The sequence below is a fragment of the Streptomyces sp. R41 genome (genome assembly GCF_041053055.1).
In the GTDB taxonomy this organism is placed as follows: domain Bacteria; phylum Actinomycetota; class Actinomycetes; order Streptomycetales; family Streptomycetaceae; genus Streptomyces.
Window position 1 is genome coordinate 4,038,577 of sequence record NZ_CP163443.1, and the last position, 17,674, is coordinate 4,056,250.

Below are 17,674 nucleotides of genomic sequence, written 5' to 3' on the forward strand. Positions count from 1 at the left end.
TCCCTTCGGGGGTCCGAAGCCGGGTGGGGCTCAGGAGACGGTCCTCCTGGGCCCCACCTACGTCACCGGGACGCGGGCCAGGGCACCTGGGGCGACCGGTAGTACCCGATCCCCAGCGCCTCCCACCGCGGCCCCTGCGCCGCGAGCCGCACCTTGTACGTGTCCCAGTCGTGCGTCGACGCGGGCGACCAGCCGAGCTCGGCGGCGCCGGGCAGCCGCGGGAACGTCATGTAGTCGATGTGGGCGGAGTTCAGAATCGTCTCCGTCCACAACGGCGCCTCCACTCCCCGGATCGCCGAACTCGGGGCTCCCGGCAGGTAGTTGCCCGGGTCCCAGTCGTAGGACCGCTTCACCTCGACCAGGCCTGCCCAGTCCTGCCCCAGCGGGGTGTCGGCGGTGTACTTCATGTCGAGGTAGAGCCGGTCTGCGGGCGACAGGACGAGCCCCGTCCCGTTCTGCGCGGCCTTCGCGACCTGCGCCTTCTCCTCGGCGCTGGTGTCGTCGAGCCCCCAGTACTGCGCGATGGCGCCCTTCGCCGGGGTGGCCCCGGTCAGCTGGTGCCAGCCGATCACCGTCTTGCCGTACTTGGCGACGATGGGCTGCACCTTGTCCATGAAGGCCACGTAGTCGGCGTGACTGGTGGAGTGGGCCTCATCCCCTCCCACGTGGATGTATGTGCCCGGCGTGATCGCGGCCAGCTCCCGGATCACGTCGTCCACGAAGTCGTACGTCACCGGCTTCGCCACGCACAGCGAGCTGAAGCCGACGTCCGTGCCGGTGTAGAGGGACGGCGCGACCCCGTCGCAGTTCAGCTGGGCGTACGAGGCGAGCGCGGCGTTGGTGTGCCCCGGCATGTCGATCTCCGGGACGACCTCCAGATAGCGCGAGGCGGCGTACTGGACGATCTCCTTGTACTGGGCCTTGGTGTAGTAGCCGCCCTGTCCGCCGCCGACCTGCGTGGAGCCGCCGTACGTGGCGAGGCGCGGCCACGAGTCGATCGCGATGCGCCAGCCCTGGTCGTCGCTCAGGTGCAGATGCAGCTTGTTGACCTTGTAGAGGGCCAACTCGTCGATGTAGCGCTTGACTTGGGAGACGGTGAAGAAGTGCCGGGAGACGTCGAGCATCGCGCCTCGGTAGCCGTAGCGCGGGGTGTCCTTGATGGTGCCGCCCGCGACCAGCCAGGGTCCGGGCTGCGGGGAGTTCTTCTCGACGGAGGCCGGGAGGAGCTGGCGCAGGGTCTGGACGCCGTGGAAGAGCCCGGCGGGCTTGCCGGCCGTGATGGTGACACCGTCCCGGCCACTGTCCAGGCGATACCCCTCGTCGCCCAGTCCCGTGCCGCCGAGCCGGAGCCGAATGGATCCCCCGTCGTGCGAGGTGACCGGCAGCCGGTAGCCGGTGGAGGGACGCAGGATGTCCGCGAGGTACTCGCCGACCCGGCGGGCCTCCCGCGAGTCGTCGTCGATACGGATACGGGTGTCACTGGTGATGCGGTACGCGGGTCCGCTCGCGTGGACCGAGGCGGGGGCCGGGACCACCTGCCCCAGAGGGGTCGCGGTCCGGTCGGCCGCGGGGGGTGCCGCGCCGACGGCAGAGATACCGGCGGCCGCCACGAGCAGCAGCGTAACAAGAAGGCGGGGCGTTCTGTGGTGCTGTCTCACATGCGCTCCCTTCGAATGGCCCTTCGCACGGGCCCTGCGGATGATCCTGCGCACGGCCCTGCAAATTGGTAAAGACCACTCTCCCGCAGACCCGGTGAAACAATCCCCCTCATGGCGGAAATCATCCAGAGGGACGGCACGTGGACCTTCGACGGCGACGCACTGCGGCTGACACCGGGGCGCGACAAGAACGTCAGTCTGCTCCGCAAGACCCTGGGTGAACTGACCGTCCCGCTCGGCGCGTTGGCGAGCGTCTCCTTCGAGCAGGGCAAGAAGACCGGGCGGCTGAGGCTCAGGCTGCGCGACGGCGCCGACCCGCTGCTCCAGGCGACGGGCGGCAAGCTCGCCGAGCCGAACGACCCGTACCAGCTCACTGTCGAGTCCGACCGCTACGGCGTCGCGGAGTACTTCGTGGACGAGGTGCGCAACGCACTGCTCCTCGACCAGGTGCCGTCCGACCCCGTCGACGGCTACCTGCTGCCCGGCCCCTCCGTGCCGCTGTCCGCCTCCGCGGGTGACGGCACCGCGAGCTTCGACGGCGAGCACGTACGCCTGGAGTGGAACTGGAAGACGGAGGACGCGAAAGCCGCGGCGGGCGCCCGCGCGCTCGCTCTGAGCGACATCACGGCAGTCGAGTGGCACCCCGCGGTCGGCCTGGAGAACGGCTGCCTGCGGTTCGTCGTGCGCGGCGCGGAGACCAAGGCCCCGCCGAAGTACGACCCCAACTCCGTGGAACTGTGGGGCTTCAAGAAGGACCCGCTGATGGCCCTGGTCGCGGCGGCCGTGCAGGCGCGGCTGCCGCATCCGACGGCGCCGACCGACCGGGAGCCGGTGAAGGAACTGCCGCGGGCGCCTGAGCCCCCCACCGAGGCCGACCACGACGCCCTCCTGCGCCGCCTGCGCGAGCTCGGCGACCTGCACAAGGAGGGCGTCCTGACGGACGAGGAGTTCGCGCTGGCCAAGCAGGCGGTCCTCAGGCGCATGTAGCGCGGGTGAGAACCGCCTGCCGGTCGGGCCGTACGCCCCGCCTTCCGGGCGTACGCGTGGCCCTACTTGGCCCGGCGCGCCACCGTGAAGTGGTCGACCTCTTCACCGGTCTCGGCGATGCCGCGCACCTTCAGGGTGGCCAGGTGCCCCTTCGACGCCGGGGTGACATCCACGCGCAGGAACGAGTAGTTGAGGTAGCGCACCCGCGACCAGGCGACCGTCTCGTTCTGCTTGCCGTCCTTCTGGTTGATGAAGGAGGCCACGGACTCGACCTCGTTCTCGTGGCCCTCGTACGACTGCGGGGCGGAGAACGCGTACAGGCTGCGCCCTGCCGCGCCCGCCGTCACATAGACGACGCCGTCGGTCTCGGGGTACGCCGTGCCGCCGATCGGCAGCTTCTTGGTGACCGCGTTGCCCTTGATGACGTCCGTGCGCTCGTACTGGTGGTTGTGGCCGTTGATCACCAGGTCGACGGTGTACTTCTCGAACAGCGGCACCCACTCCTGTCGCACGCCCCCCTCCGAGGCGTGCGCCGTGGAGGTGCAGTAGGCGCAGTGGTGGAAGAAGATCACGACGAAGTCGACGTCCTTGGACGCGCGGAACTTCTTGAGCTGCGCCTCCAGCCACTTCGTCTGGGTGCCGCCGGAGATGCCGAGGTTGGCCGGGATCTCGAAGGACACGTCGTTGGCGTCCAGCGAGATGATCGCCGTGTTGCCGTAGACGAAGGAGTAGACGCCGGGCAGATTGGCCTTGTCGGGGCCGTTGTCCGGCAGGCTCCAGCGGGCCTCTTCGCCGCCGTAGCCGTTGGGCGAGTACCAGGCCTCCATGTCGTGGTTGCCGTACGCCGGCATCCACGGGACCTGCTTGGCGACCGTCTCGGTCTGGGCGAGGAACTGGTCCCAGATGCGCGAGTCGAAGCCGGTGTCCTCCTTCTTGCCCGCGCCGGCCGGGTCGGCGTACGCGATGTCGCCGGCGTGCAGGTGGAAGGCCGGGTTCTGGCCGAGCAGCAGGGCGTCGTTGGCGAGGCCGTGGTAGCCGACGCCCTCGTCGCCGAAGGCCGTGAAGGTGAACGGCTCGGCGTGCGAGGGAGCGGTGGTGAAGGTGCCGAGGGTGCCCAGCAGGTGGGGCTCGGCCGGGTCGAAGCCCGCGTGGCCGACGCCGTAGTAGTAGGTCTTGCCGGGGCGCAGGTGGGTGAGCTTGGCGTGCACGTAGTACTGCGTGTGGTCGCCGCTCGCGCCGACGCCGGCCGGGGTGTAGAGGGTGCGGACCTCGGCCTCGATCTTGCGGGAGAGGTCCCAGGGGTGGGCGCCGATGCGTATGAACGGCTTGTCGACCGCCGTCGGGACCTGCCAGGAGACGGTCATCTCGGTGCGCGGGTCGGCGCCGTAGGCGAGGTGGCGGCCGAAGGGGGCGACGAGCGCGCCGTCGACCTTCTCCGTCGACGTCGAAGCCGCCGTCCGCTGCGACGGCACCGCGGCCTGCGCGACGGCGCCCGGTACGAAGGCGCCGCCCGCGACGGCGCCCAGGGTCACGGCGCCGCCTCTGATCATGTTGCGCCGCGAGAACTTGGCGCGAAGATACTCGTGCTGCTCGGCCATGCTCATTCGCTCGGCGAGCTTCTCCGGTACGCCCATGCGTGGAGTGTCCATGGCCACAGAAGTTGCTCCCGGCAATCGACGCGGCGCAAGACACAGGATGGACAGCTTCCAAACAGCCCCCCATAAGAGTTTCAACAGCCATCTGCCCGATATCGGGCACGATTCTTGCGAATCGGCTCCGCTTACCTCAGGATCAACGGGTGCACGACGAACTTGTTGATCATCTGACGCGGTCCTCGCCCCTGAACCGGGGCGAGGCGCTGCGGGTGATCCAGGACGTGCTCGCCTATTTCGACGAGTCGACCGAGGACTACGTCCGCCGCCGCCATCGCGAGCTCCAGGGCCAGGGCCTGGTGAACGCGGCGATCTTCGAACGGATCGAGGCGGACCTGAAGTACCGGGCGGTCGCACCGCCCGAGCTCACGCTCAGGCAGCTGCGGCGCATTGTCTACGGCTGACCGCCCCGGCTACGACCGACGCCGGGCGAGCACTCATCAATAGAGGGGACAGAAGGACCGTATATGTGCGGAATCGTGGGATATATCGGAAAGCGTGATGTGGCGCCGCTCCTGCTGGAGGGCCTGCAGCGCCTGGAGTACCGCGGCTACGACTCGGCGGGCATCGTCGTCACGACGCCCAAGTCGGCCGGCCTGAAGATGGTCAAGGCCAAGGGCCGGGTCCGCGACCTGGAGGCCAAGGTCCCCGCGCGCTTCAAGGGCACCACCGGCATCGCCCACACCCGCTGGGCCACCCACGGCGCCCCCTCCGACGTGAACGCCCACCCGCACATGTCGGCCGACAGCAAGGTCGCGGTCGTCCACAACGGCATCATCGACAACGCCTCCGACCTGCGGAAGAAGCTCGAGGCCGACGGCATCGAGTTCCTCTCCGAGACCGACACCGAGGTCCTCACCCACCTCATCGCCCGCTCGCAGCAGGAGAAGCTCGAGGACAAGGTCCGCGACGCCCTGCGTGTGATCGAGGGCACGTACGGCATCGCGGTCCTGCACGCCGACTTCCCCGACCGCATCGTGGTGGCCCGCAACGGCTCCCCGGTCGTCCTCGGCATCGGCGAGAAGGAGATGTTCGTCGCCTCCGACATCGCCGCCCTGGTCACCCACACCCGGCAGATAGTGACCCTCGACGACGGCGAGATGGCCACCCTCAAGGCCGACGACTTCCGTACGTACACCACCGAGGGCACCCGTACGACGGCCGAGCCGACCACCGTGGAGTGGGAGGCGGCGTCGTACGACATGGGCGGCCACGACACGTACATGCACAAGGAGATCCACGAGCAGGCCGACGCCGTGGACCGCGTGCTGCGCGGCCGCATCGACGACCGGTTCTCGACCGTGCACCTCGGCGGCCTGAACCTGGACGCCCGTGAGGCGCGCCAGATCCGCCGCGTGAAGATCCTCGGCTGCGGCACCTCGTACCACGCGGGCATGATCGGCGCCCAGATGATCGAGGAGCTGGCCCGCATCCCCGCGGACGCCGAGCCGGCCTCCGAGTTCCGCTACCGCAACGCCGTGGTCGACCCCGACACGCTGTACGTCGCCGTCTCCCAGTCCGGTGAGACGTACGACGTCCTGGCGGCCGTCCAGGAGCTCAAGCGCAAGGGCGCGCGGGTGCTGGGCGTGGTGAACGTGGTGGGCAGCGCCATCGCGCGCGAGGCCGACGGCGGCATGTACGTCCACGCGGGCCCCGAGGTCTGCGTCGTCTCCACCAAGTGCTTCACGAACACGACCGTCGCCTTCGCGCTGCTCGCCCTGCACCTCGGCCGTACCCGTGACCTGTCGGTCCGCGACGGCAAGCGGATCATCGAGGGCCTGCGCAAGCTGCCCGGCCAGATCTCCGAGATCCTGGAGCAGGAGGACGAGATCAAGAAGCTGGCCGAGCAGTACGCCGAGGCCCGCTCGATGCTCTTCATCGGCCGCGTACGGGGCTACCCGGTGGCCCGTGAGGCCTCCCTGAAGCTCAAGGAGGTCTCGTACATCCACGCCGAGGCCTACCCCGCCTCCGAGCTCAAGCACGGCCCGCTGGCGCTCATCGAGCCCGCGCTCCCCACGGTCGCGATCGTCCCCGACGACGACCTCCTGGAGAAGAACCGCGCCGCCCTGGAGGAGATCAAGGCCCGCAGCGGCAAGATCCTCGCGGTCGCCCACCAGGAGCAGGAGAAGGCCGACCAGACGATCGTCGTCCCGAAGAACGAGGACGAACTGGACCCGATCCTCATGGGCATCCCGCTGCAACTCCTCGCCTACCACACGGCGTTGGCACTGGGCCGCGACATCGACAAGCCCAGGAACCTCGCCAAGTCGGTCACGGTGGAGTAAAGATCCACAAGATCACAGAAGCGACATTTGAGGAACCCCCGCGGCGAGCAATCAAGTCCGCGGGAGCGGCGCCGGTTCAGGCGCCAAAGCTGAACGATCCCCTGTGTGTGCCACCTTCACACAGGGGATCGTTCTTTCAAGGGCCAGGGCCGCCCAATACCCCGGCCCGCGCCTGCTTCAGCCGGTGGCCGTCACCCCCCGGCCGGCGGCGCGTCCGGGCAGTGCGGTGGGCCAGTTGGCGAGCGCCGCCGTGGCCCCGTACCAGGCCAGCAGCCCACCGGCCGCGGCGAACCAGCCCGCGACCTTGGCGAGACCGCTGGAGTCGCCGAACTGCCCGATGGCCAGCAGGAGAAGGGCCACGAAGAGCAGCCCGTACGTGCCTCGTGCGAGCGTCGAGGCGCCGGAGGCCGCGACCGTCAGGCTGAGTGCGACGAGCGCGAACAGGAGCAGGAAGAGACCGGCCGCGTTGGCGGAGACCTGCGCGTCGGACGTGACGCCCCAGGTGAACCAGAGCGCGCCGAGTGCGGAGAAGGCCGTACCGGTGAAGGCGTCACGGTCGCGGAAGGCGAACAGACCGGCGACGAAGAGCGCGATGCCACCGACGTAGGTGGCGAGAGAGACGGAATCCGCCGCTGTGACGCCGTCGATCACTTCGGTGTGACCGAGGCCGAAGGCCAGCAGGGTGAGTCCGAGCGCGAGTTGGCCGAGGGTCGATGTTGTGGTGCTTCCCGCAGAGACGTCATTGTCCACGGCGGGCTCCCTTCATGCATGTGCAGTTGTGCTGCGTGGTACCGGCCGTGCGGTTGGTCCGGCGACCGGTATGTACCCTTCACAAGGGCACAAACCACCTCTACGCGCGAGTAGATTTGCGCTGCGGCAAAAGGGAGTTGACCCTGCCCACGGCTCATCTCACCTGGGACAACGTCGAGTTACGGAATGACAACACCTCAGGAACGTCGGACCGCGTGGATCACGGGGCGACGATCACTGGGTGGATCACGGAATGACGATCACCGGGCGCTGCGCGCGCTTGGCGAGGCGTCCGGCCACCGAGCCGAAGATGCGCCCGACGATGCCGTGCGTGGAGCCGACGACGATCGCGTCCGCCTCGTACTCCCGCCCCACCTCTTCGAGTTCGTGACAGATGTCACCGCCGCGCTCGACGAGGATCCACGGCACCTCGGCCAGATATTCGGCACAGGCGAGTTCGAGTCCGAGCACCTCGGTGCGGTGGTCCGGCACGTCGACAAAGACCGGTGGCTCACAGCCGGCCCACACCGTGGTGGGCAGCCGGTTGGCGACATGCACGATGATCAGGCCCGAGCCGGAGCGGTGGGCCATCCCGATCGCGTAGGCGAGGGCGCGCTCGCTGGACGTAGAGCCGTCGAAACCGACGACGACGCCATGCTTGAAGGCGGGATCGCAGGACTGGCGGGGTTCTTCCGCCGCCAGGGGCTCGGCCGCCGTGGGATCGGCGAGCGGGCGCTTGCGGTCCGCGGGATCGAAGAATTCGTGACCGGCCATGGGTATCTCGGCGTTTGGATCCTCGTGGTGGGGACGACAACGATCGGCAGAGCTGTGTCCGGGAATCATCTTCCCAACCCCATACCCCCAAGGGTACGGCGGCACGCCTCCTCTGCCCAGATCCCGCGCGCGCTGTGCGGCGTTCCCCGGAGCATGCATGAGAGGGCGCCCGTAACGCAATGGTTGCTGCCCCGTACAGGCGGTTTGCACAGGGTTCACCCAGGGACGGAGCCTTTCCTCGCGGGAAGGGGGCCTTTCGTCGTCGTACACCGGTGGCCAGGCAGTGACCGGCCGGTCGAACACGCGTTGAACCGGTGAGCCACCGCCATGGAGAGCATGGAGAGCACTGGAGTACTAGGGAGCACAACGTGCCCGGACCCGAGACCGCGCCCCACCACTCCCCCGGAGCCCACTCCGCGCCACCCCCCGTGCCGGACACGGCAAGCGCCGTGGTGCGCTGGGCGGCCTTCAGCTGTGTCCTCGTCCCGGTGGTGCTCCTCTGGTACGGCACCTCGCTGGCCGGTGCGGCCGGTACGGCCCTGGGCCTGGCGGCCGTCACCGGGGCCTGCCGGGTGCTGCTGAGGCAGTCCGAGCGGGGCGCGGCGCAACTGCGGGCCGAGGAGCGGGCCCCGCAGCGCGGCCGGCACGTCAGGGACAGCGCGGGCGTCACGGGCGGCGCGCACGTCAGGGACAGCGCGGGCGTCATGGGCGGCGCGCACGGCAGGGGCGGCGCGGGCGTCATGGGCACCGGGCGCGGCAGGAGTGGCGCGGGCGCCGCGGGCGGCGCGCACGCCCGCAGTGGCGCGGGGGCTCACAGAGGTGGTCGGCACGGTGGGGGAAACAAGCCGGTCGACTGACCGGTTCACGCGCACGCGCCCGCTTCTTTTCAGCCAACTTCTGCATATCGCGCATCCCTTGGTCGAACGACCCTCCAACCCCCGTTCGACCTGCGCTGAAAGGGCCACAGGGGGCGCGCGCACCCTACGTGGATTGGCCACTGCGACGAGGCGCACTTCCCTGCACGGCCCGCGAGTGCAACGCTTCGTGATCGAATGCTTCACGCCAAGTTGCCATGTCGACATTCCGCCGAGTGGAGAACTGGTCACCTTGGCGCCACAGGACACAGTAGATTCGATCTTGTCTTACGGCGGGGGACTCGTGCAGGACCGAGGGGAAACGTGCAGGAGCGACACAACCGAGGAGCCGCGACCACCGAGGGGGGCTTAGCAGTATGAGCCACGACTCCACTGCCGCGCCGGAAGCCGCGGCCCGGAAACTTTCCGGGCGACGCCGCAAGGAGATCGTCGCGGTGCTGCTGTTCAGCGGCGGCCCCATCTTCGAGAGTTCCATACCGCTGTCGGTGTTCGGGATTGACCGCCAGGACGCCGGCGTGCCGCGCTATCGACTCTTGGTATGCGCCGGCGAGGAAGGCCCACTGCGGACCACAGGGGGCCTGGAACTCACCGCACCACATGGCCTGGAAGCGATCTCCAGGGCAGGCACGGTGGTCGTGCCCGCCTGGCGGTCGATCACCTCGCCGCCACCGGAGGAAGCGCTCGACGCACTGCGCCGTGCGCACGAGGAGGGCGCCCGCATAGTCGGGCTGTGCACCGGCGCCTTCGTCCTGGCGGCGGCAGGCCTGCTGGACGGCCGACCGGCGACGACCCACTGGATGTACGCACCGACGCTGGCCAAGCGCTACCCGTCGGTGCACGTCGACCCACGAGAGCTCTTCGTGGACGACGGAGACGTCCTGACATCGGCGGGTACGGCGGCCGGAATCGATCTCTGCCTCCACATCGTGCGGACGGACCACGGCAACGAGGCGGCGGGCGCGCTGGCCCGGCGTCTGGTGGTCCCGCCACGCCGCAGCGGCGGTCAGGAGCGCTACCTCGATCGATCTTTACCGGAGGAGATCGGCGCCGACCCCCTCGCGGAGGTCGTCGCCTGGGCGCTGGAGCACCTCCACGAGCAGTTCGACGTCGAGACCCTGGCGGCACGCGCGTACATGAGCCGCCGCACCTTCGACCGCCGGTTCCGCTCGCTCACGGGGAGCGCTCCTCTGCAGTGGCTGATCACCCAGCGCGTCCTGCAGGCACAGCGCCTCCTGGAGACCTCCGACTACTCGGTCGACGAGGTCGCGGGCCGCTGCGGCTTCCGCTCGCCGGTCGCGCTGCGGGGTCACTTCCGGCGCCAGCTCGGATCGTCCCCGGCCGCGTACCGGGCGGCGTACCGGGCCCGCAGGCCGCAGTCCGACCGTTCGCCGGAGGCGGACGGCTCCCCGGGGCCGGCCGGTCCACCACCCGCGCTGCCCCAGGAGAGCCCGGTCCCGATGCAGACCCGCCGCACGGCGGCGGCCAGCGCCCTCGGCCCGTCCGCATCGTCGGCGTCTCTCTCCACGGACACGGGCAAGCCCGGCCCGGAGCTGTACGCGGCGGGCAGGCCCAGCCTGCCGGGGCAGCGGAGCGCGCCGTAGTACGGCCGTAGTGCGAGAAGGGAAAGGGGTCCGCGCCATGGGCGCGGGCCCCTTCTCCCGTGGTACGAGCCCTCGCCCGGGCGCACGGGCGGGTCCAGTCGGCCGGAGCGAGCCGTAGGGTGAGACACATGAACGATCGCATGGTGTGGATCGACTGCGAGATGACCGGGCTCTCGCTGTCGGATGACGCGCTCATCGAGGTGGCCGCGCTGGTCACCGACTCGGAGCTGAACGTACTCGGCGAAGGCGTGGACATCGTGATCCGCCCGCCGGACGCCGCGCTGGAGACGATGCCGGACGTGGTGCGCCAGATGCACACCGCCTCCGGCCTCCTCGACGAGCTGGCCGCGGGCACGACCCTGGCGGACGCCGAGGAGCAGGTCCTCTCCTACGTACGTGAGCACGTCAAGGAGCCGGGCAAGGCCCCGCTCTGCGGAAACTCGGTGGGCACCGACCGCGGCTTCCTGCTGCGCGACATGCCCACCCTCGAGGACTACCTCCACTACCGCATCGTGGACGTCTCCTCCATCAAGGAGCTGGCCCGCCGCTGGTACCCCCGGGCGTACTTCAACAGCCCGGAGAAGAACGGCAACCACCGCGCCCTCGCCGACATCCGCGAGTCCATCGTCGAGCTCCGCTACTACCGCGAGGCGATCTTCGTCCCCCAGCCCGGCCCCGACTCGGACACCGCCCGCACCATCGCGGCGAAGCACGTCCTGCCCGCCGAATAGGCTTTTGCCGGGGCCCGCCCGGGCCCCCACAAAAGCCGTGCGCGAGCACCCCTTCGGACCCTGTACACTTTTTCTCGGCCGGTCAGGGAAACCAAGACCGGTCGTGGTGGGTGTAGCTCAGCTGGTAGAGCACCTGGTTGTGGTCCAGGATGTCGCGGGTTCAAGTCCCGTCACTCACCCTTGATGAACAGGGCCCGGCCTGCGACAGCAGGCCGGGCCCTGTTTCGTGTCACGGCCGACGTCCCTCGGCGGCTCGCCAGGCCGTCGCGAAGTCGTGGACGTTCTCGAAGCGGTCGGCCGGGTCGGTGCGCGTGGCGCGGACGATCACCGTCTGCTGGGCCGGGGTGCCGCGCCAGGCGCGTTCCTCGTCACCCGCGTCCAGGAGGAGGCGGGCGGTGCGGCCCAGGGTGAAGACGGTCGTGCGGGTGTCGATGACCGCGCCGCGGACGAACTCCTCGGGGGCCATGAAGCGCCGTGAGCCCGGCAGGCGTTCTTCCTCCAGGACGAACGGGCCCGGACGGTACTCGTCGAGGTCGACCAGGTGGATCGCGTCGCGGGCGAAGTCGTACAGGAGGGCGCCGTCGTAGAAGTCGACCGCGACATGGCCGGCGGCCTCCACCGCGAGATGGGCGTCCAGGATCCGGTCGAAGGCGCGCAGTACGCGGCCCGTCGGCAGGGCGCGGAAGCGGGCCATCGGGCTGTCCGGGCTCGTGCGGCCGCGGGAGCCGCCCCGAGTGGCGTGGTACAGCACCTCGCCCTCCCGCCAGGGCATCACCACCGCCCAGCCGCCACCCCGTACGGCGATCCGGTGGACCTGCGGGACGATCGCCGAGTGCCGTACGGCCCGGTGGAAGGCCCAGCCGCGCGCGAGCGAGTGGCGCGCGCGATCCGTGACCGCCTCCTTGACGAACCAACGCGCCCCGTCGAGCAGCCGCACCCCGTACGACACGCACCCCGAGTCCTGCTCCCCGAACGCCCTGAACACCTCGCCCACCCGACCCAAATACGGCTCCACGGCGGGCACTTCGTCGATTCCCAGCAAGGGGTGCAGGACCATGTCGCCAGAGTGCCTCACCAGGGTGCCGTCATGTGGAAAGACGCGGCGGGTGAGGTGGCGGTCGAGGCGAAGTTCAGGGATCCCGTCGGGGCGGACGCGCCGGCCGACACAGAGCTGCGGCTGGGGTGTCGGCTGCCCGCCGAGTTGACCGGGCTGCTCCGGGAGACGAACGGCATCGTGGATCCGTACGGGGTCGACGTCGTCTGGTCGCTGCAGCAGATCGTCGAGCGGAATCTTCTCTTTCGGTCGGACCCGTCGTTCGCCGGGCTGTACATGCCCTTCGAGCCCCTGCTGTTCTTCGGCGACAACGGCGGCGGTGATCAGTTCGCGTTCGTGCGGACGCCGCCGCGCGCGGACATCTTCGTATGGGATCACGAGGACGACAGTCGGCGGTGGGTCGCCCGGGACCTGCGGGACTACCTCGGACGGGCGCTCACCGCCTACGGGGACGACTGGTACCGGTGGACGGACACACGGCGCCTTCCGGCACCCGGCACCTCATGAAGAAGCGCGCACCACCAGCTCCGCGGGCAGCACCAGCTGCCGCTTCTCCAGCCCCCGCGACACCGCCGGGCGGCGGTCCGCGATCTCGCCGAGGAGGAGATCGATCATCGCGCGGCCCATCTCCTCGATCGGCTGGCGGACGCTGGTCAGCGGCGGGTCCATGTGCCGGGCGATGGCGGAGTCGTCGTAGCCGATCAGTGCCACGTCGTCCGGTATGCGGCGACCCGCCTCGCGCAGCACCTGGCGGGCGCCGGCCGCCATGACGTCGGAGCCGGCGAAGACCGCGTCGAGGTCGGGGCAGCGCTCCAGGAGCAGGGTCATCGCGCGGCGGCCGCCGTCCTCCGTGAAGTCGCCGGGAACGATCAGCCGGTCGTCGGCCTCACGGCCCGCGTCGAGCAGCGCCTCGCGGTAGCCGTCGACTCGGCGCTGGGCGCCGAAGACGTCGAGGCGGCCTGCGAGGTGCACGATCCTGCGGCGGCCCTGGGCGATCAGGTGCTCGACGGCCGCGCGGCCTCCGCCGTAGTTGTCGGAGTCGACGGACGGCAGCGTCTCGTCCGCGGAGCGGCGGCCGCTGATCACCGCCGGGATCTCCAGCTGGGAGAGGAGGTCGGGGAGAGGGTCGTTCGCGTGGACGGAGACGAGCAGGACGCCGTCCACGCGGTGCGCCGCCAGGTACTGGGCCAGCCGCTGCCTCTCCCTGTCGCTGCCCGCGAAGATCAGGAGCAGTTGCATCTCGGTGTCGGAGAGCTCGGCCCCCACGCCCCGGAGCATGTCCGAGAAGTACGGTTCGGCGAAGAAGCGGGTCTCCGGTTCGGGGACGACCAGGGCGATGGCGTCCGTGCGGTTGGCGGCGAGGGCTCGGGCCGCCGTGTTGGGGACGTAGCCGAGTTCCGCGACGGCCGCCTCGACGGCGGCGCGGGTCGCGTCGCTGACCCGCGGGGAGCCGTTGATCACCCGGGACACCGTCCCGCGGCCCACTCCGGCCCGCGCGGCGACCTCCTCAAGCGTCGGCCGCCCCCCGCTCCGGCCCCGCGCTCCGTGGCCTGCCATGGTCCGCCTCCCGTCGACACCGCGTGTGGCCTGGAATCTAACAGTCGTTTCCCGGCACCGGCCGGGGGCTGCGACCGCCATGGGGTGTTTTCGCCCCCGCCGCTGCCCTGCCCGTACTTGGAGCCCGCGGTGGAGCCGCTCATGGATGCAGCGCCCCCAGACCTCCGTATCGTGCCGACGCGCTTGTCCTCAAATGCCGGACAGGCTAAAAGACTTCACCTAGCTAACAGGCCGATAACTGAAGACATATCTCCGCGCCTCCACCCTTGACACCCCCGCCCGGACCGACGACTCTTCAACACATCACCTGTGGGAGCGCTCCCACAGTACCTGACACATACACATCCCGCACGTTCCCCGCCCGAGCCGCAGCGAGAAACAACGGGCCCAACAGAGCAGTTGGCCGGGGGGTCGGCACGTCAGGCAACAGGAGGACGCAATGCGCACGAGTACCCGTCGGTCCCGCAGGCTGGGGGCCCTCGCGGCCGTCGCCGCGCTGACCACAGGGCTGCTGGCCGGCTGCGCCAACGACTCGGATGACGGCTCGTCGAACTCGGACGGCGGCGGCAAGGGCGGCGGTGGCAAGACCACGCTGACCATCGGCACCTTCGGTGTCTTCGGCTACAAGCAGGCCGGCCTCTACGACGAGTACATGAAGCTCCACCCGGACATCACCATCAAGGAGAACGTCACCACCCGTACCGACGTGTACTGGCCCAAGACGCTCACCCGTCTGCAGGCCGGTTCCGGCACCGACGACATCCAGGCGATCGAAGTCGGCAACATCACCGAGGCCGTGCAGACGCAGGCCGACAAGTTCGTCGACCTCGGCAAGGACGTCGACAAGTCCCAGTGGCTGGACTGGAAGAACGCCCAGGCCACCACCAAGGACGGCAAGCTGATCGGGCTCGGCACCGACATCGGCCCGATGGCGATCTGCTACCGCAAGGACCTGTTCCAGAAGGCCGGCCTGGAGACGGACCGCACCAAGCTCGCCGAGCAGTGGAAGGGCGACTGGTCCAAGTACGTAGACCTCGGCAAGGACTACATGAAGAAGGCGCCGAGCGGCACCAAGTTCGTGGACTCCGCCTCCTCGGTCTACAACGCGGCCCTCGGCGGCGAGAGCGAGCGGTACTACGACAAGGACGGCAACGTCATCTGGGACAAGTCCTCGGGCGTGAAGAAGTCCTGGAACACCGCGATGGAGGTCGCGACCAGCAACATGTCGGCGAAGCTGAAGCAGTTCGACCCGACGTGGGACCAGGGCTACGCCAAGGGCACCTTCGCGACGGTGGCCTGCCCGGCGTGGATGATCGGCTACATCGAGCAGAAGTCCGGTGCGTCGGGCAAGGGCAAGTGGGACGTGGCGGCGGCTCCGACAGCGTCCAACTGGGGCGGTTCGTTCATCGGCGTGCCGACGGCGGGCAAGCACCAGAAGGAGGCCGTCGCGCTGGCGAAGTGGCTGACCGCCCCCGAGCAGCAGGCCAAGGTCTTCGGCAAGCAGGCGAGCTTCCCGTCGACCCCGTCGGCTTACGCGAGCCTGAAGCCGCAGGCCGACACCACGGCGTACTTCTCGGACGCGCCGATCACGCAGATCTTCTCCGACTCGGCGAAGACCATCCCGACGCAGATCTTCGGCGCGAAGGACCAGCCGATCGGCACGGCCATCACCGACGTCGGCATCCTTCAGGTCGAGCAGAAGGGCAAGACCCCTGACCAGGGCTGGAACGCGGCCAAGTCGGAGATCAAGGACGTGCTCGGCCAGTGACCAGCTCCAAGCAGGCTCTCGCGCAGACCGCGCCGAGCGCCGACGCCGCGCCCGGTGACCAGCCGGGCGCGGCCCGCCGCGCTCACGGTCGCGGTACGCCGCCCCCGGGCACGAGCTCCTGGCGCAGCCGGCTGTACCGCTGGGACATGAAGGCGTCGCCGTACGCGTTCATCGCCCCGTTCTTCATCGTCTTCGGGGCCTTCGGGCTCGTGCCGCTGCTGTACACGGCCTGGTACTCGCTGCACAACGTGCAGTTGTCCGGCCTGGACCACCAGACCTGGGTGGGCCTGGACAACTACCAGAACCTGCTGTCCTCGGAGTTCTTCTGGAACGCCCTGGAGAACACCTTCACCATCGGTGTGATCTCGACGGTGCCGCAGCTGGTCATGGCGATCGGGATCGCGCATCTGCTCAACTACCGGCTGCGCGGCTCGACCGTGTGGCGGGTCGTGATGCTCACCCCGTACGCCACCTCGGTGGCGGCGGCGACGCTGGTCTTCACGTTGCTGTACTCGTGGGACGGCGGCATGATCAACTGGCTGCTGCACTTCGTCGGGGTCGACCCGATCAACTGGCGCGAGTCCGACTGGGGCGGTCAGTTCGCCGTCTCCTCGATCGTGATCTGGCGGTGGACCGGCTACAACGCGCTGATCTATCTGGCGGCGATGCAGGCGATCCCCACCGATCTGTACGAGTCGGCCGCACTCGACGGGGCGGGCCGCTGGCAGCAGTTCCGCCATGTGACGGTCCCGATGCTCCGGCCGACGATCCTGTTCACGGTGGTGGTCTCCACGATCGGCGCGACCCAGCTCTTCGGTGAGCCCCTGCTGTTCGGCGGGGTGAGCGGCTCGAAGGGCGGCTCCGCGCACCAGTACCAGACGCTCGGCCTGTACATGTACGACCAGGGCTGGGGCATCGGCAACCTCGGTAAGGCGTCCGCGATCGCCTGGACGATGTTCCTGATCCTGCTGATCGTCGCCGCGATCAATCTTCTGATCACCCGACGGCTGAGGAAATCCCAATGACCACAAGTGAACTGACGCTCCCCGAGGCGAAGGGGAGCCGCGCGGACGGCGGGAGGTCCGGACGTCGCCGCATGCTCGGCGCGGGCAAGCAGCTGCACGCGGGCCCGGTCACCTATGTCGTCCTGACGGTTCTCGCGCTGGTCTCGCTGGCGCCGCTGCTGTGGACCGCGATCGCGGCCTCACGCAACAACGAGCGGCTCGCACAGACACCGCCGCCGCTGTGGTTCGGCGGGAACCTGTTCAAGAACCTCCAGACCGCGTGGGACCAGGCCGGGCTCGGCACCGCGATGGTCAACTCCGTGATCGTCGCCGGGACCATCACCTTCGGTACGGTCCTGTTCTCCACGCTCGCCGGGTTCGCCTTCGCCAAGCTGCGGTTCAGGTTCTCCAGCACCCTGCTGCTGCTCACCATCGGCACGATGATGATCCCGCCGCAGCTGGCCGTCGTACCGCTGTACCTGTGGATGAGCGACCTGGGCTGGTCCAACCAGCTGCAGACGGTCATCCTGCCCACCCTCGTGAGCGCCTTCGGCACGTTCTTCATGCGGCAGTACCTGGTGCAGGCGCTGCCCACCGAGCTGATCGAGGCGGCGCGGGTCGACGGAGCGAGCAGTCTGCGCGTCGTATGGCACGTGGTCTTCCCGGCGGCGCGGCCTGCGATGGCGGTGCTCGGGCTGCTGACCTTCGTGATGGCCTGGAACGACTTCCTCTGGCCGATCATCGCGCTCAATCAGCAGAACCCCACCGTCCAGGTGGCCCTGAACGGCCTCGGCACCGGCTACATCCCCGACCAGTCGGTGATCATGGCCGGCGCGCTGCTCGGCACACTGCCGCTGCTCATCGCCTTCATCCTGTTCGGCAAGCAGATCGTGGGCGGCATCATGCAGGGCGCGATCAAGGGCTGACCCTTCCGTCTTCAGGGGGCCGGGTCATCGCCGCCCCGGCCCCCTTCCTCCC

Annotated in this window: 16 protein-coding genes and 1 tRNA gene; 11 read left to right on the top strand and 6 right to left on the bottom strand. The window is 69.4% G+C overall.

The annotated features are described in order from the left end of the window. Nucleotides 1–62: 62 nt before the first annotated feature. A complete protein-coding gene (locus AB5J53_RS18570) occupies nucleotides 63–1,658 on the bottom strand; it encodes a beta-N-acetylhexosaminidase (RefSeq protein ID WP_369246781.1) in 1,596 nt (531 codons plus the stop codon). 111 nt (nucleotides 1,659–1,769) lie between these two features. On the opposite strand from AB5J53_RS18570, the gene AB5J53_RS18575 reads away from it, so the two are divergent. Next, on the top strand, nucleotides 1,770–2,645 hold the full coding sequence (locus tag AB5J53_RS18575) for a DUF4429 domain-containing protein (RefSeq protein ID WP_369246782.1): 876 nt from the start codon (nucleotides 1,770–1,772) through the stop codon (nucleotides 2,643–2,645). Nucleotides 2,646–2,707: 62 nt separating this feature from the next. Here AB5J53_RS18575 and AB5J53_RS18580 read toward each other — a convergent pair whose 3' ends face one another. Continuing rightward, entirely contained in the window at nucleotides 2,708–4,279 is a 1,572-nt protein-coding gene (locus tag AB5J53_RS18580; RefSeq protein ID WP_369252310.1) for a purple acid phosphatase family protein, read from the bottom strand. A 164-nt stretch (nucleotides 4,280–4,443) separates the two neighbouring features. On the opposite strand from AB5J53_RS18580, the gene AB5J53_RS18585 reads away from it, so the two are divergent. Beyond that, on the top strand, nucleotides 4,444–4,701 hold the full coding sequence (locus AB5J53_RS18585) for a hypothetical protein (RefSeq protein WP_369246783.1): 258 nt from the start codon (nucleotides 4,444–4,446) through the stop codon (nucleotides 4,699–4,701). Nucleotides 4,702–4,764: 63 nt separating this feature from the next. Beyond that, on the top strand, nucleotides 4,765–6,582 hold the full coding sequence (gene glmS, locus AB5J53_RS18590; RefSeq protein ID WP_369246784.1) for a glutamine--fructose-6-phosphate transaminase (isomerizing): 1,818 nt from the start codon (nucleotides 4,765–4,767) through the stop codon (nucleotides 6,580–6,582). Nucleotides 6,583–6,759: 177 nt separating this feature from the next. Here the strand turns inward: glmS and AB5J53_RS18595 are convergent, their stop codons facing one another. Together AB5J53_RS18595 and AB5J53_RS18600 are read right to left on the bottom strand one after the other, a co-directional pair. Beyond that, nucleotides 6,760–7,332, bottom strand: a complete 573-nt coding sequence (locus tag AB5J53_RS18595; RefSeq protein WP_369246785.1) for an acetate uptake transporter — start codon at nucleotides 7,330–7,332, stop codon at nucleotides 6,760–6,762. Nucleotides 7,333–7,578: 246 nt separating this feature from the next. Continuing rightward, nucleotides 7,579–8,106, bottom strand: a complete 528-nt coding sequence (locus AB5J53_RS18600) for a universal stress protein (RefSeq protein ID WP_054232865.1) — start codon at nucleotides 8,104–8,106, stop codon at nucleotides 7,579–7,581. A 428-nt stretch (nucleotides 8,107–8,534) separates the two neighbouring features. Here AB5J53_RS18600 and AB5J53_RS18605 point away from each other — a divergent pair, with 428 nt between their 5' ends. The 4 genes from AB5J53_RS18605 (at nucleotide 8,535) to AB5J53_RS18620 (ending at nucleotide 11,492) form a co-directional block, all read left to right on the top strand. Then, nucleotides 8,535–8,963 (top strand): hypothetical protein, encoded by a 429-nt coding sequence (locus AB5J53_RS18605; protein ID WP_369252312.1) that lies wholly within the window; start codon nucleotides 8,535–8,537, stop codon nucleotides 8,961–8,963. A gap of 374 nt (nucleotides 8,964–9,337) precedes the next feature. Beyond that, on the top strand, nucleotides 9,338–10,582 hold the full coding sequence (locus tag AB5J53_RS18610; protein ID WP_369246786.1) for a helix-turn-helix domain-containing protein: 1,245 nt from the start codon (nucleotides 9,338–9,340) through the stop codon (nucleotides 10,580–10,582). A gap of 128 nt (nucleotides 10,583–10,710) precedes the next feature. Continuing rightward, entirely contained in the window at nucleotides 10,711–11,313 is a 603-nt protein-coding gene (gene orn, locus AB5J53_RS18615; RefSeq protein WP_369246787.1) for an oligoribonuclease, read from the top strand. Between the two features lie 106 nt (nucleotides 11,314–11,419). Beyond that, nucleotides 11,420–11,492: transfer RNA gene (locus AB5J53_RS18620), tRNA-His, on the top strand. Between the two features lie 50 nt (nucleotides 11,493–11,542). Here AB5J53_RS18620 and AB5J53_RS18625 read toward each other — a convergent pair. Then, nucleotides 11,543–12,370, bottom strand: coding sequence for a serine/threonine protein kinase (locus AB5J53_RS18625; protein WP_369246788.1), 828 nt, complete (start codon nucleotides 12,368–12,370; stop codon nucleotides 11,543–11,545). 30 nt (nucleotides 12,371–12,400) lie between these two features. On the opposite strand from AB5J53_RS18625, the gene AB5J53_RS18630 reads away from it, so the two are divergent. Next, on the top strand, nucleotides 12,401–12,874 hold the full coding sequence (locus AB5J53_RS18630) for an SMI1/KNR4 family protein (RefSeq protein ID WP_369246789.1): 474 nt from the start codon (nucleotides 12,401–12,403) through the stop codon (nucleotides 12,872–12,874). Here AB5J53_RS18630 and AB5J53_RS18635 read toward each other — a convergent pair. Next, entirely contained in the window at nucleotides 12,869–13,924 is a 1,056-nt protein-coding gene (locus tag AB5J53_RS18635; RefSeq protein ID WP_369246790.1) for a LacI family DNA-binding transcriptional regulator, read from the bottom strand. The two genes, AB5J53_RS18630 and AB5J53_RS18635, sit on opposite strands and share 6 nt — an antisense overlap. Nucleotides 13,925–14,363: 439 nt before the next feature. On the opposite strand from AB5J53_RS18635, the gene AB5J53_RS18640 reads away from it, so the two are divergent. From AB5J53_RS18640 to AB5J53_RS18650, 3 genes are read left to right on the top strand one after another with little or no spacing between them, the layout of a single operon-like run. Continuing rightward, the gene (locus AB5J53_RS18640; protein WP_369246791.1) at nucleotides 14,364–15,692 is read left to right on the top strand and encodes an ABC transporter substrate-binding protein; all 1,329 of its coding nucleotides are present in this window, start codon (nucleotides 14,364–14,366) and stop codon (nucleotides 15,690–15,692) included. Next, nucleotides 15,689–16,717: a carbohydrate ABC transporter permease gene (locus tag AB5J53_RS18645; RefSeq protein WP_369246792.1), complete on the top strand. Its 1,029-nt coding sequence runs from the start codon at nucleotides 15,689–15,691 to the stop codon at nucleotides 16,715–16,717. The genes AB5J53_RS18640 and AB5J53_RS18645 overlap by 4 nt, the downstream gene beginning before the upstream one ends. Continuing rightward, nucleotides 16,714–17,622, top strand: a complete 909-nt coding sequence (locus AB5J53_RS18650; RefSeq protein WP_369246793.1) for a carbohydrate ABC transporter permease — start codon at nucleotides 16,714–16,716, stop codon at nucleotides 17,620–17,622. Before AB5J53_RS18645 ends, AB5J53_RS18650 begins: the two co-directional genes overlap by 4 nt. Nucleotides 17,623–17,674 lie beyond the last annotated feature (52 nt).

What these genes read in the sequence shown, in the direction of transcription:
- AB5J53_RS18575 (WP_369246782.1), top strand. Translation starts at nt 1,770, where the DNA reads ATGGCGGAAATCATCCAGAGGGACGGCACGTGGACCTTCGACGGCGAC.
- AB5J53_RS18580 (WP_369252310.1), bottom strand. Translation starts at nt 4,279, where the DNA reads ATGGGCGTACCGGAGAAGCTCGCCGAGCGAATGAGCATGGCCGAGCAG.
- glmS (WP_369246784.1), top strand. Translation starts at nt 4,765, where the DNA reads ATGTGCGGAATCGTGGGATATATCGGAAAGCGTGATGTGGCGCCGCTC.
- AB5J53_RS18600 (WP_054232865.1), bottom strand. Translation starts at nt 8,106, where the DNA reads ATGGCCGGTCACGAATTCTTCGATCCCGCGGACCGCAAGCGCCCGCTC.
- AB5J53_RS18610 (WP_369246786.1), top strand. Translation starts at nt 9,338, where the DNA reads ATGAGCCACGACTCCACTGCCGCGCCGGAAGCCGCGGCCCGGAAACTT.
- orn (WP_369246787.1), top strand. Translation starts at nt 10,711, where the DNA reads ATGAACGATCGCATGGTGTGGATCGACTGCGAGATGACCGGGCTCTCG.
- AB5J53_RS18625 (WP_369246788.1), bottom strand. Translation starts at nt 12,370, where the DNA reads ATGGTCCTGCACCCCTTGCTGGGAATCGACGAAGTGCCCGCCGTGGAG.
- AB5J53_RS18630 (WP_369246789.1), top strand. Translation starts at nt 12,401, where the DNA reads ATGTGGAAAGACGCGGCGGGTGAGGTGGCGGTCGAGGCGAAGTTCAGG.
- AB5J53_RS18635 (WP_369246790.1), bottom strand. Translation starts at nt 13,924, where the DNA reads ATGGCAGGCCACGGAGCGCGGGGCCGGAGCGGGGGGCGGCCGACGCTT.
- AB5J53_RS18640 (WP_369246791.1), top strand. Translation starts at nt 14,364, where the DNA reads ATGCGCACGAGTACCCGTCGGTCCCGCAGGCTGGGGGCCCTCGCGGCC.
- AB5J53_RS18650 (WP_369246793.1), top strand. Translation starts at nt 16,714, where the DNA reads ATGACCACAAGTGAACTGACGCTCCCCGAGGCGAAGGGGAGCCGCGCG.